This is a genomic window from Paraglaciecola sp. 25GB23A, assembly GCF_040012495.1.
GTDB lineage: Bacteria > Pseudomonadota > Gammaproteobacteria > Enterobacterales > Alteromonadaceae > Paraglaciecola.
In genome coordinates, this window is record NZ_JBDYKM010000003.1 from 359,898 (window position 1) to 372,158 (window position 12,261).

Consider the following 12,261-nt stretch of genomic DNA (forward strand, 5'->3'; position numbering starts at 1 on the left):
TACTTAGCCGAATATTTTTTCCCATAAACTCTTAGACTTTTTCGATTCGATAGGCGCACCCGCACACCTATCAGGTGGGCGAGGTAAGGCCACCGTTATGGCCGGCAAACTGACAGTATCTTGACAGCCTGCCTTACTTACTTTACCGCTAGCAATATCAAAATGAGCGATGCTCAGGCCATCGGGGAAACGCCTAACCAAAGACTTAGGTGCCTGGCGCTGCTGATAATCAATAAAAATTTGCATAGCCCCACTTGAACCACTCAAATTGACCGGTTGATTATTATCTTTACCTATCCATGTTGTGATCAGAATATTATTATCAAAGCCACTGAACCAACTGTCCCGATAGTCATCAGTCGTTCCAGTTTTACCCGCCATATTAATATCTTGAAATTGGCTGTGTATCTGTTCGGCTGTGCCCTCTAAAGTCACTTTGTGCAAAGCATAATTCAATAAATAAGTTGCCTGCTCATCGACCCGTTGCTGAGCTAATGTATCAAAATGCCATAACAACTGATTGTCAGGTGACATAATATTAGTAATGCTATGCAACGGCAGATAACGGCCGTGATTAGCCATAGTCTGAAACATTTGATTTACCTGTTCAGGAGAAAAATTTACCGCACCTAGCGTCAACGCTGGATACAAGGCAATATCATCCTCGATACCTAAGCGCCATAAGGTATCGGTTATCGTGCCCAAACCAAGCTCCATCCCCAAGCCGACAGTAGGTACATTTAACGATTGAACCAAGGCGGTCATTAAGGGTACTTGCCCTCGAAAGGTTTTGTCTGAATTTTTTGGCTCCCACACCTTACCTTCACTACTTTTTAGCTTGATAGGTTCGTCAGCCAACAAGGTGGCTAAATTAAATTCGCTAGGCTGCTCTAAGGCGGTCAGATAAATGGCGGGCTTAATCAGGGACCCTATTGCACGCTTTGCGTCCAAGGCGCGATTGAAACCGGCATAATTGATATCACGACTCCCCACAAGAGCCCGGATTTCACCTTTAGCAATATCAGTCACCACCATGGCCCCTTCAAATTGGCTAAGACCCATACGTTTTTCTTGTTTAGCCACACCTTCAGAAAGCGCTAACTCAGCCTTAATCTGCGCGTTGGTATCCAAGGTAGTAAAGACTTTTAATCCAGACTGACGAATGTCTGGATTAATCAACACATCACGTAATTCCCGGCGTACCTTATCCATAAATGCAGGGTGTTTATCTTTTTTAAGACTGGCACCAGAGGCCAACTGCAGGCTATTGGCGACAGATTGTTTATAATCCTTGGGGGTGAGTAAATTATTTTCGAGCATGATACGCAGTACGAGATCTCGCCTTTCTTTCACCCGCTCTGGATATTTTCTGGGGTTGTAAAACGAAGGCCCTTTTATTATGCCAACCAAGGTTGCCATTTCATCAACGCTCAATTCATTGATTGGGCGGTCAAAATAAAAATAACTGGCTAAGCCAAAGCCAAATACACCATTATTGCCATTTTGACCAAGAAACACCTCATTCAAATAGGTCTCAAGAATTTCACTTTTACTGTATTTCGCATCAATAATTAGCGCCATAAAGGCTTCTTTTACTTTACGAGAGATTGACTTTTCATTAGTCAAAAATAGATTTTTTACCAATTGTTGAGTTAGGGTACTGGCACCTTGTACCGCTCTGCCCGCCGCTATATTAGCCAACAGTGCACGCATTATCGACATAGGAGCAACCCCATGATGCTGATAAAAATCATTATCTTCGACTAAGACTAACGCTTGAATAAGGGCCGGAGGTACTTCATCTAATCTCACTAACATACGATCTTCACGACCACCACTAACCAAGCGTGTCACCAACCAAGGTTCTAGGTCGATTTGTTGCAAATCATTGCCGACGGGCAACTCAATAATCTGCTTAATACGGTCTGATTCAATAGTCACTTCGATATGACGAATGTCTTCAGCCCCGTGTGGAAAGTCAAATTTGCGCCTCACAAAACGTATTTTTTTACCGAGTAGTTGATATTCGCCCGAGCTATCAGCACGTCCTACCTTGCGATACCCCAATAAATTCAGCTCATCAATAATTTCCGCCACAGTAATTTCTTGCTTAAGCTCTAAATGCAATGGGCGCGCAAAAATCTGTGCGGGAACTTGCCATTTATTGCCGGCAAATTTAGCCGTAATCTGAGTATTTAAATACAAACCGTAGGCGCTTAGTAGCACCACAATCACCAACGTCAATTTCCACCAATGACGAAATAACCAAGTGAATGGATTAAATTTGCGCCACCAAGTCCTTTTTGTAGCCGTTTGTTTGTCAGATTTTGCCCTTGTGTCTTTATTAGATTTACGCATCAGGATAATTTCATATTCTTTTTAGTTGTGGTTGTTGCTGGAGAGTTTGCAGGGTCATCTGGCCAGAAATGCCGAGGATAACGACCTTTCATTTCTTTTTGTACTTGTTTATATGTGCCTTGCCAAAAACCCGGTAAATCTTGGGTTGTTTGCAAAGGTCTACTCGCTGGTGATAACAAGGCGATGGTCACCAGGCGCTTTCCTCGTGCAATACTAGGATGTACTTGTAAACCATACAATTCCTGCATTCTCACGGCCAACGTTACCTCATCATTATGTCCGTAAGATAAAGTATGTTTACGACCACTGGGTAACAATAGTTGGCTGGGTAAAAGTTGTTCAATAGACTGCCATTGTTGCCAAGAAAATTGATTTTTTAGTAAGGTGTAAAAATCGAGTTTAAGTATCTGTGCCCACGAAGTCATTTGCTCAACAAAGGGCAAAAACCAACTATCTAGGGCACTTAATAAACCCTCATTTGATAAGTCAGGCAAGTTTTCGTCTGGTAATAGTTTTTGCGCGAGAGTTGCCCTGTGCTGCAAAGACAAACACTCATCATTAAGACGCAGGGCCTCTATGCCCTTATCAACTATCACAGCGCGCAAAATTGTTTGTATTTGCGCCGTCGAAGGTTTGGCCAGTTGGTCTTTTTGCAGCACAATACTGCCCAGCTTCAATTCTCGACTCGCTGATATTTTTTCAGCAGACTTATCCCAAACAAGCACATCCTTTGGTTCAATCGATTCGGCATAAATAGCTAATATACATTTTTTATCAATAGGTTCAGCGTAGCGTATTAACGCATCATCTTGCTGCTGGTCAGTAATTAGCATATCGGCTACAACTAGCCAGTCAGAGCCATACATGCCATCTTCTGGCGGTAATTTCACCCCAGAACCACCGGCGAGTAAATAACGCCCTTGCTGTCGCGCCTTTGCTAAACGCTGCGGAAAAGCAAAGGCCAATAAAGCTGCCACATCGTGCAAAGGCCAAACAGCATGGCTACAATTTACTTTTTTATACCATTGACGCACATACTGCCAAAGACCATGATTTTTATTCGCTAACAAGTAACTAAGTCTTAGGCTTAGTTGCGCACCTGCGCTAATCCCCAGAGGATCTTTGTGTTCTAACAAGGTGGCTATAGCACAGGCTAAGCTAAGGTGAGCCTGTCCCATCTCAGCGGTTTTTAGCAACATATTGGCGATACTAGGGTGGCAGCCTAAACGATGGGCTTTACGCCCCTTGTCAGTCACTTTAAGCTGATTGTCTAATAGGCCTAAACTGAGCAGCAACTGCTGCGCCTGTTCTAGTTGAGGAGCACTCGGAAAATCCAACAAGTTAAGTTTATTTATTGCAGACCCCCAAACAGCGGCCTCTAAAACAAAAGACGCCATATCAGTATGTAAAATTTCTGCACTTGACTGGGCACTCAGTCGTTGCTGCTGTTCCTGACTCCATAAACGATAACACGTACCCGGGCCAAGACGACCAGCTCGACCAGCGCGCTGGGTGGCAGAGGCTTGGGATATTTTTTGACTGCGTAACTGATTTATTCCCCGATTTAAATGAAAAATCGCACACTTTTCAATACCACTGTCGATAACCAATTCAATGCCTTCGATGGTCAAACTGGTCTCTGCAATATTGGTGGCTAGGACTATCTTACGGCTACCCGATGAACTAGGCATCAAAGCAGCTTGTTGCTGCTGGCTAGTTAGTTCGCCATATAAACTGTGCACCTCGACTTTCCCTGCTAAGCTCGTCGTTAAACGCTCGGCAACCCGCTTAATATCGCCAACTCCTGGTAGAAAAACTAATGCATCTTTTTTATGTTGGGGAAAAACGCTAAGAATTAACTGAGTAATTTTGTCTGCTAAAGAAATCTTGCTAACGTTTGGATGATAATGCACATCCACGGGAAAACTTCTCCCAACAGATTCTAATAACATGGCCGCAGGCAGCAATCGTATTAACGCATCGACATCCATGGTCGCTGACATCACTAACAAGCGCAGATCTTGACGTAAACTTTGTTGCACCTCTAAACACAAGGCTAAAGAAAAATCAGCATGTACACTGCGCTCGTGAAACTCATCAAAAATAATTAATCCAATATCAGGTAATTCTGGCTCGTGCTGCAACATACGAGTCAGAATGCCTTCAGTCACTATTTCTAACTTAGTGTTAGCACTTACTTTGCTTTCACCTCTTATGCGGTAACCTATTGTTTGACCGACGGATTCATTAAGCTGTGCCGCCAAATAAGCGGCAATATTACGCACCGCGATACGTCTGGGCTGTAACATGATAATTTTTTTGTTAGCAAATAAGCCACCGCGCAGTAACGCGAGCGGCAGTTCAGTTGACTTCCCCGCGCCAGGCGGCGCAACAACAATAGCGTCGCCTACTAAAAGTTGATTTTGAAGTTGTGGCAAAATAGAGGTGATGGGTAACAATTAAAATCTCGTTGTACTAAAATCGGGTTTGCGTAAATTAGCGCTATGATAACAAAATTATAAGTGAACAGTATGCGTGCTTTTGTAGGACTTGAACCCGATGCAACAACTAAACTTGCCATAGAAAACTGGCGCAGCAAAGTTTTACCACCTTTTAACCAGATTGTACCTGCGGCTAATTATCATATTACCCTAGCATTTCTCGGGCAGATTAATCTCGACCAACAGGACCGCTTAGAACAGCACATCCAATTGATTGATGGTATTACAGAATTTCAGGTCCACTTGGATATTTTGGGTTATTGGCCAAAGCCTAAGGCGCTATGGTTAGGCTGTTCACAGCCTGCAAAATTCCATCTAGACTTAGTCAAAACACTCACTAGCGCTGCCCACAGTGCAAATATAATTATGCAAAAAAGAGACTATCAAGCCCACCTTACTTTAGTTAGAAAATGCAGCTCCAATCCGCCAGCCCCTCTAATTGCTCCCGATTTCACTTGGCGAGCTTGTGCCTTTCATCTATATGAATCCATATCAACTGCTAATGGGGTAAACTATGCCATTAAAAAAACGTGGCAACTCCCCCCAGTAATAAAAGCACACAGCTTGACATCTTAAGCACAGGCATCAATATTTTTATATTTATAGCTTGTCTCTACTTAGCCAAGTTTTGTCGGTGTTTTTTACCCAAGGAGTAATAAAAGACTCCAGAATAAATTCATTTCCATCTTTGGGACTGTTTAACTTGGCTTGAATAGGACAGCAAGGCAGTTCTATGATGAAATACTTATGCGTTATTGGATTTAGTTCTTTTACCAAAAACTTGCGCCAGTACACTATGCAAATTGAACATCATTATTGGAATAGACATGCAACAAACCTTTAGATTAGTCATAGATTGCCCCGATCAACTTGGTTTAGTGGCCAATGTTAGTCAGTTTTTAGCCGAGCACAAGGCAACGATTGTCGAAGCCAACCATCATACCGACCTACAGACCGGGCGCTTTTTTATGCGCCATGAAATCCGCGCAGATTCTGTCAATATGACGATTGAAAAGATGAACCTTGCTTTTGCCCCAATTGCTGAAAAATTTGCCATGAATTGGAAATTAAGTGATTCTTTGCAAAAGCAAAAAGTCGTGATGTTAGCTAGCCATGAATCTCACTGTTTAATGGACATATTACATCGCTGGCACAGCGGTGAACTATACTGCGATATACCTTGCATCATCGCCAACCATCCTCAAATGAAACAGTTTGCAGATTGGCACAACATACCCTTTCATTGGGTTGACTTTAAAGATCAGTCAAAACAAAAGGCCTTTGCTGAAGTAGAGAGACTCATTGACGCCTATGACGCTGACTTAACGGTACTAGCGCGCTTTATGCAAATTATTCCTGACCATTTATGTAAAAAGTTAGCGGGTAAGGCGATCAATATTCACCATAGCTTTTTACCCTCATTTGCTGGGGCAAAACCTTATCAACAAGCCTATGATCGTGGGGTAAAACTCATTGGAGCAACCTGTCATTATGTGACCAGTGACTTAGATGAAGGGCCGATTATTGAACAAGAAGTGATGCGCATCAGTCACAGCGATAGTTCAGTCGATATGGTTAGAAAAGGTAAAAACTGTGAAAAAACAGCATTAGCAAACGGTGTTCGCTATCACTTAGAAGATCGCGTGATTATTCATCAACACAAAACGGTGGTATTTGCTTAATGCCACTTTATTTAATCCGCCACGGTGAAACTGACGGTAATCGAGATAAAATAGTACAACAACCCGAGACAGAATTATCAGTCCTTGGGTTTAAACAAGCTCAGGAACTAGCAAAACATTTTTCACAGCGAACTATAAACCATATATTTTGCAGTGATTATATAAGAACCCAGCAAACTGCAGCACCACTGGTTGCTGCTTTAGGTTGCAGCATTAGTTACAGCGAACTATTACGCGAACGAAATTTTGGCGATATCAGAGGTAAACACTATGACGAAATTGGTCATGATTTTCATCAACAAAATTTTATACCGCCAAATGGCGAGAGTATTGAACAGTTTTCACAGCGTATAGACCAAACATGGCAATACATTCTAAAGCAATGGCAAACGGCTAATGACAATATAATTGTTATGACCCACGGCTTAGTCCTGCGTGAACTCGTCAAGAGTCATCTTGATTTAAGATTGTATCAGAACTGGGCGAAGGCAGAGTATGCTAATACCAGCATAATAGAAGTAGATAGTGCAGATTTCAAAACCGTGTTGACCTTATGTGATACCCGACACTTAACCTTCTCTCAATTGGCACAAGGAGGTGTCGCTTAAATCATAAAATAGTCTTGTTACTGGCCTAAAAAGAACCGTTATATAGCAGCGTAAACTTATTATTTGCCGCCCCACGTTCAAACCAAGTCCCTGAGTTTTGGCTCGCTTGCCATTTCTGGCTCGACACCATCAGCTCCCAATAGTGACCTGGTGCAGAGCCTTGTATACGAGAAGAGGCTAACCATTCTGTATTACTAGGCAGGTCAAAGGCCAAACCTTGAGTGGTGGTAAATTTAACTTGAGATTGTGCAATGACGCCAAGACCAAAACTGAGTCGCTCAGACACTTGATAACGTGGAACAAGAGAGACTTCGTATACTGATACTTTTTGACTAAATACCCCCCATTGCAGCTTACCTTTCGAATAACCTACAGACGTATCAAACGATAAAGATTCAGTCAAAGGTTGTGATATGCGCATTTGATAATCACGGTGTTTACAACCTTTAAATCCCAGACCCTCAGATGCCAAATTGAAAGAGGTATCCTCAGGCAAGGCATCAACAATCCATTGCACTGAGGTTTTCATTAACGAGTTTTCGGCTACACAAGAAAAACTAGCAAAGACGAAAAATGACATTAGGAATCGTTTCACTTGTTTAGCCTGGCAGATTTAATATACACAGAGTGTAGCTAATCTAAGCCTCCATAAGCGTATTGGAAACAGCTATTTGGTATATTATTTAATACCCCATAGAAGTAAGAAACATACTCAATAAAATCGATGTAAACTCACTATCACTAATACTAATACTCACTTAACTGATTAATCTAACTAACCAAGATTTTTATGGTGATTAGCAATGTGGATTAGGTAGGCAAAACTTTAGCAAATAACACTTGTTACAACTTTATACTGTAGTTATTTGGTTTTCCTATTAACCTACCTACATCAGTCCCTTTACTATTGTTGACCCAATGTATAAAAAACATCTAGGCTTCGCCCTAAACCTATTGTCCTTAGGTTTATTTTTCCCAGGCATATTGTTGACCATGTTCATGTTGGATATGGGTATGCTTGTTGACTTAAGTGGCTCTAGCTTAACATCGACTTTGGTCAATAAAGAATTGTCTATCATGGCAACTATCAAAGAGCTTTGGCAAGATGACAGACTATTTGTGGCTGGTCTGATTTTTTTATTTTCTGTTTGTATTCCTTTGTTAAAAACGCTGGCAATTACCCTCGCCTATTTTGCTAAAAGTAACTCGCTTGAGAATTTTTTGGTGCAATTAGTCAATCGAATTGGCAAGTGGTCTATGGCTGATGTTTTTGTAGTGGCAATATTCTTAGCGATTTTATCAACTAACCATGCTGATACTGCCAGCACAGAACAATTTTCAATATTTGGTTTTAAAATTCTATTTGAAGTAAGCACACAAACTTTTTCAGCGGCCGGTCCCGGATTCTACTATTTTACTGCTTACTGTTTGTTATCAATGATTGGAACTCAATTATCCGCATCGCATATAAGTCGAAAGAGAGTCACAACAGGGTTGTAATAAACGTAGTTTAAAATGAAAGGGCAGATACTTATTCATCGTATACTGTATTTAAAGAATTTAACTGAGTCTTTAGCAAGTTCAATAGTTTGGCGAATATTTGCTACTGGTTTGCTTCAAATATGATGCTGAAATACCTTGCCCCATTCTTGCTTTTACAGCATGCAAGACCGACCTAAACGCTATAAGTTAAGTTTTTTCAGATACTGAAGCCAGACATTCCGCTATTTGTTGACAGAGTAATTGCGCTTCACTATGTTATTACCGACTAAAATTAAAAAGGAAAATTAAGATGTCAATCCAAATTACTTTTGAACTTACTGATAGCGACCTAGAACACTTTAGAAAGATGATGAATACGGCTATAGAAAAGACTAGCAAGTACACACAAGAAGAGGTGTTGACCAAAGCAAGGGCGGTTACTGCGGCGATGGAAAATGCAGCCCTACCTGATTTTGTCAAAACACGCATGCAGTCTTTAGAAACCTTGATTGCAGCGCTGGAAGATCCAGAGTGGCAAATGCCGGATGACGAAAAAGCTGAAATTCTCACCTCTCTGGCTTACTTTAGTGAACCTCACGATCTTATTCCAGATGAAATCCCTGGACTAGGTTATGTTGATGACGCCATTATGATAGAACTGGTTATTCAAGATTTATCACAAGATTTAGACGCTTATAGACAATTCTGTGGATTCCGCTCAACCGAAGAAAAACGTCGGGGTAGTGAAGCTCACGTTAATCGTGAAAGTTGGTTAGCGTCTACACGTGCAGCATTTCGCTCAAATATGCGTCGCAATCGACCAGGTAGTAGCGGCAGAAGACTCTTTTCGAGAATTATGTAAAGCCTAAAGAGTATTTCGTAAGCACTTATATTCTAACTTGATAAGATATGAGCTCTCTCTTTTATGAGTCGTTAGCGAAAATGTTAAGTTAAAAACACGGCAATTCTATATTTGCTCTCAATAATTAAGGCGCTACTCTTTTGTGGCGCGTTTTTACATTTTTATGTGCAAATGCAAATTTGATAATCCAACACTATATCAACGCACTGTCTAAGGTATTGAAAACGATCGTTGCAGATAAGAGGTGAGCAGGAATTAAGTGACTCAGTGAGCGTATGGCTTTGATATGCAAAATAGATTGAGACTTGATGTCTCTCACCCCAATATTGTTGACGATGATGGTTTTAGTAAACCTCTGGCCAAAAGATCTTAGATTGATCCACAAACAATTACTGATCGTAAAATAGATCGTTGCGATTATGTGTTTCAGCAAAACGATACAAAGCGACTTAGTAGCTTTGTTGTTTGAAGAGTTGGGACATTTTAACTAATTGTTTTTTATTGTAATTTAATCTAAAGGTAACTTTTGTAATCCTCAAAAAAGTCATCTATTCTGTTTCGCTTAATTGATTAATATTGATAGAGAATCTAGCTAGGGGGAGGAAAGTATGGAATCTATAACAGATTTGGTCATAGCTATTAGCAATCCTGCAAGATCTCTGCAATATAAGCGACAACATATTTGCACAAAGACCATGGAGGTCATCTCATTTACTAACAGAGTGAGCTTGTGGGCTTTTAACGAAAGTTTAACGCAAATTGAGTGTTTGATGTGTTTGGAACAAAAAAATAATGTGTTTTCAAGCGGTCAAATATTAGCAAAAACCAATTATCCAGACTATTTTGACGCGATTTTAGCTCAGCAGGTTCTAGTTGCGTCGGACGCGCGAAACCACCCCTCCACTCGTTGTTTCAATGATAGTTATTTTATACCCAATGATATTCAATCATTACTTGATTATGTATTGATCAAAGACAATAGACCTATGGGTGTCATTTGTTGCGAAGCGATTGGCAAAAAAAATCAATGGCTAGAGTCTGATGTAGTCACTTTGCGACGAATTGCCAATATTACCGCTATTTTTTTTGAACAGGATTGAACACCCAAACCACTCGATATGGCTGATGGTCAACTTTTTTGATAAAAAAAAGGCGCTGTTCTTACGAACAGCGCCTTTTAATTTATTTTTAACTAAAGCTGAACAGCTTTAGTTACGATTGCTACCAAAGTCCAGTTTTTAGACTTAGACAAAGGACGGCACTCACGTATTGTGACTACATCGCCTTCGTTACATTGGTTAGTTTCGTCATGAGCGTGTAGCTTAGTAGTACGTTTAATGAACTTACCATAAATAGGGTGTTTCACTTTACGTTCTACTACAACAGTAATAGATTTATCCATCTTGTTGCTGCTAACACGGCCTTGTACTGTACGAACACTTTGTTCAGTCATTACGCATCAGCCTTTTCAGTCAGAATAGTTTTAACACGCGCAATACTGCGACGCACTTTACGAAGACCGTCAGTTTTTTCAAGCTGACCTGTGCTCGCTTGCATACGCAAGTTGAATTGTTCACGTAACAAACTTAATAGTTCAACGTTTAATTCTTCTACGCTTTTTTCTTTCAGTTCTGTCGCTTTCATTACATCACCGTCCGAGTTACAAAGGTGGTTTTAAACGGCAGTTTCGACGCTGCTAATTCAAATGCTTCGCGAGCCAATGACTCTGGAACACCGTCCATTTCATATAACACACGACCTGGTTGAATTTGGCATACCCAGTACTCAACGCTACCTTTACCTTTACCTTGACGCACTTCTAGAGGCTTCTGAGTAATTGGCTTGTCAGGGAAAACCCGAATCCAGATTTTACCTTGACGTTTAACAGCACGAGTCATGGCTCGACGAGCCGATTCGATTTGGCGAGCAGTCATACGACCGCGGCCAACTGCCTTAAGGGCGTAAGTACCGAAACTTACGTTGCAACCAGTGGCTAAACCACGGTTACGACCCTTATGCATTTTACGGAACTTCATACGTTTAGGTTGTAACATAATTATTAGCCCTCACGCTTAGCAGTACGAGGTTTCTTCTTAGGTGCAGGGGCAGCAGCTGGCTGCTCATGAGTAAGAGGCAATCCGCCCAATACTTCACCTTTAAAGATCCATACTTTTACGCCAATGATACCGTAAGTAGTTAAAGCTTCTGACGTTGCATAATCGATATCAGCACGGAAAGTGTGTAATGGAACACGACCTTCACGATACCATTCAGTACGTGCAATTTCAGCGCCGCCTAAACGACCGCTTACTTCAACTTTGATACCTTTGGCTCCAATTCGCATTGCGTTCTGTACCGCGCGCTTCATAGCACGACGGAACATAACACGCCGTTCTAGTTGGCTTGCGATGCTATCAGCAACGAGTTGGCCATCTAGTTCAGGCTTACGCACTTCCGCGATGTTAATCTGAGCTGGCACACCAGCTAACTTAGAAACATGCTTACGGATCTTTTCAACGTCTTCACCTTTTTTACCGATAACCACACCTGGGCGAGCTGTATGAATAGTCACACGGATCGCTTTAGCTGGACGCTCGATAATAATTTTAGACAATGAAGCACTTTTCAATGCTTTAGTCAGATACTGACGTACCTGATGATCGTTAAAAAGGTTATTTGCATAATCTGCAGTATTAGCGTACCAGGTAGATGTCCATGGTTTGCTGATACCCAGGCGTATACCTGTAGGATGTACCTTCTGTCCCATT

The 12,261-nt window shown here is 41.3% G+C and carries 13 protein-coding genes; 6 read left to right on the forward strand and 7 right to left on the reverse strand.

Annotation, left to right across the window (positions count from 1 at the left end):
• Window positions 1-3 precede the first annotated feature (3 nt).
• Both mrcB and hrpB read right to left on the reverse strand, forming a co-directional pair.
• The gene (mrcB, locus tag ABKW31_RS08875; protein WP_348615969.1) at window positions 4-2,358 is read right to left on the reverse strand and encodes a penicillin-binding protein 1B; all 2,355 of its coding nucleotides are present in this window, start codon (window positions 2,356-2,358) and stop codon (window positions 4-6) included.
• Window positions 2,358-4,817, reverse strand: a complete 2,460-nt coding sequence (hrpB, locus tag ABKW31_RS08880; protein ID WP_348615970.1) for an ATP-dependent helicase HrpB — start codon at window positions 4,815-4,817, stop codon at window positions 2,358-2,360. Before hrpB ends, mrcB begins: the two co-directional genes overlap by 1 nt.
• Window positions 4,818-4,889: 72 nt before the next feature.
• Between hrpB and thpR the strand changes: the two genes are divergently transcribed.
• The 3 genes from thpR (at window position 4,890) to ABKW31_RS08895 (ending at window position 7,149) form a co-directional block, all read left to right on the forward strand.
• Window positions 4,890-5,435: an RNA 2',3'-cyclic phosphodiesterase gene (gene thpR, locus ABKW31_RS08885; RefSeq protein ID WP_348615971.1), complete on the forward strand. Its 546-nt coding sequence runs from the start codon at window positions 4,890-4,892 to the stop codon at window positions 5,433-5,435.
• A 251-nt stretch (window positions 5,436-5,686) separates the two neighbouring features.
• Window positions 5,687-6,541 carry a formyltetrahydrofolate deformylase gene (gene purU, locus ABKW31_RS08890; protein ID WP_348615972.1) on the forward strand — a complete coding sequence of 285 codons (855 nt, stop codon included), beginning with the start codon at window positions 5,687-5,689 and terminating at the stop codon, window positions 6,539-6,541.
• Window positions 6,541-7,149, forward strand: coding sequence for a histidine phosphatase family protein (locus tag ABKW31_RS08895; RefSeq protein ID WP_348615973.1), 609 nt, complete (start codon window positions 6,541-6,543; stop codon window positions 7,147-7,149). Before purU ends, ABKW31_RS08895 begins: the two co-directional genes overlap by 1 nt.
• Before the next feature lie 25 nt (window positions 7,150-7,174).
• Here ABKW31_RS08895 and ABKW31_RS08900 read toward each other — a convergent pair whose 3' ends face one another.
• Window positions 7,175-7,744, reverse strand: coding sequence for a hypothetical protein (locus tag ABKW31_RS08900; RefSeq protein ID WP_348615974.1), 570 nt, complete (start codon window positions 7,742-7,744; stop codon window positions 7,175-7,177).
• A gap of 323 nt (window positions 7,745-8,067) precedes the next feature.
• Here ABKW31_RS08900 and ABKW31_RS08905 point away from each other — a divergent pair, with 323 nt between their 5' ends.
• From ABKW31_RS08905 to ABKW31_RS08915, 3 genes are all read left to right on the forward strand, one after another.
• Window positions 8,068-8,649, forward strand: coding sequence for a paraquat-inducible protein A (locus ABKW31_RS08905; RefSeq protein ID WP_348615975.1), 582 nt, complete (start codon window positions 8,068-8,070; stop codon window positions 8,647-8,649).
• A 292-nt stretch (window positions 8,650-8,941) separates the two neighbouring features.
• Window positions 8,942-9,493, forward strand: a complete 552-nt coding sequence (locus tag ABKW31_RS08910) for a YkvA family protein (protein WP_348615976.1) — start codon at window positions 8,942-8,944, stop codon at window positions 9,491-9,493.
• 608 nt (window positions 9,494-10,101) lie between these two features.
• The gene (locus ABKW31_RS08915; protein ID WP_348615977.1) at window positions 10,102-10,593 is read left to right on the forward strand and encodes a GAF domain-containing protein; all 492 of its coding nucleotides are present in this window, start codon (window positions 10,102-10,104) and stop codon (window positions 10,591-10,593) included.
• Between the two features lie 92 nt (window positions 10,594-10,685).
• Here ABKW31_RS08915 and rpsQ read toward each other — a convergent pair whose 3' ends face one another.
• The 4 genes from rpsQ to rpsC are packed head-to-tail and all read right to left on the reverse strand — an operon-like array spanning window position 10,686 to window position 12,260.
• Complete coding sequence (gene rpsQ / locus ABKW31_RS08920; RefSeq protein WP_348615978.1) at window positions 10,686-10,946, reverse strand: 30S ribosomal protein S17; 261 nt, start codon at window positions 10,944-10,946, stop codon at window positions 10,686-10,688.
• On the reverse strand, window positions 10,946-11,137 hold the full coding sequence (rpmC, locus tag ABKW31_RS08925) for a 50S ribosomal protein L29 (RefSeq protein ID WP_348615979.1): 192 nt from the start codon (window positions 11,135-11,137) through the stop codon (window positions 10,946-10,948). Before rpmC ends, rpsQ begins: the two co-directional genes overlap by 1 nt.
• Entirely contained in the window at window positions 11,137-11,547 is a 411-nt protein-coding gene (gene rplP / locus ABKW31_RS08930; protein ID WP_348615980.1) for a 50S ribosomal protein L16, read from the reverse strand. Before rplP ends, rpmC begins: the two co-directional genes overlap by 1 nt.
• 5 nt (window positions 11,548-11,552) lie before the next feature.
• Window positions 11,553-12,260, reverse strand: coding sequence for a 30S ribosomal protein S3 (rpsC, locus tag ABKW31_RS08935; RefSeq protein ID WP_348615981.1), 708 nt, complete (start codon window positions 12,258-12,260; stop codon window positions 11,553-11,555).
• Window position 12,261: the final 1 nt, after the last annotated feature.

Excerpts from the sequence above, each read along its gene's own strand:
- mrcB (WP_348615969.1), bottom strand. The coding sequence starts at position 2,358 with ATGCGTAAATCTAATAAAGACACAAGGGCAAAATCTGACAAACAAACG.
- thpR (WP_348615971.1), top strand. The coding sequence starts at position 4,890 with ATGCGTGCTTTTGTAGGACTTGAACCCGATGCAACAACTAAACTTGCC.
- purU (WP_348615972.1), top strand. The coding sequence starts at position 5,687 with ATGCAACAAACCTTTAGATTAGTCATAGATTGCCCCGATCAACTTGGT.
- ABKW31_RS08895 (WP_348615973.1), top strand. The coding sequence starts at position 6,541 with ATGCCACTTTATTTAATCCGCCACGGTGAAACTGACGGTAATCGAGAT.
- ABKW31_RS08905 (WP_348615975.1), top strand. The coding sequence starts at position 8,068 with ATGTATAAAAAACATCTAGGCTTCGCCCTAAACCTATTGTCCTTAGGT.
- ABKW31_RS08910 (WP_348615976.1), top strand. The coding sequence starts at position 8,942 with ATGTCAATCCAAATTACTTTTGAACTTACTGATAGCGACCTAGAACAC.
- ABKW31_RS08915 (WP_348615977.1), top strand. The coding sequence starts at position 10,102 with ATGGAATCTATAACAGATTTGGTCATAGCTATTAGCAATCCTGCAAGA.
- rpsQ (WP_348615978.1), bottom strand. The coding sequence starts at position 10,946 with ATGACTGAACAAAGTGTTCGTACAGTACAAGGCCGTGTTAGCAGCAAC.
- rpmC (WP_348615979.1), bottom strand. The coding sequence starts at position 11,137 with ATGAAAGCGACAGAACTGAAAGAAAAAAGCGTAGAAGAATTAAACGTT.
- rplP (WP_348615980.1), bottom strand. The coding sequence starts at position 11,547 with ATGTTACAACCTAAACGTATGAAGTTCCGTAAAATGCATAAGGGTCGT.
- rpsC (WP_348615981.1), bottom strand. The coding sequence starts at position 12,260 with ATGGGACAGAAGGTACATCCTACAGGTATACGCCTGGGTATCAGCAAA.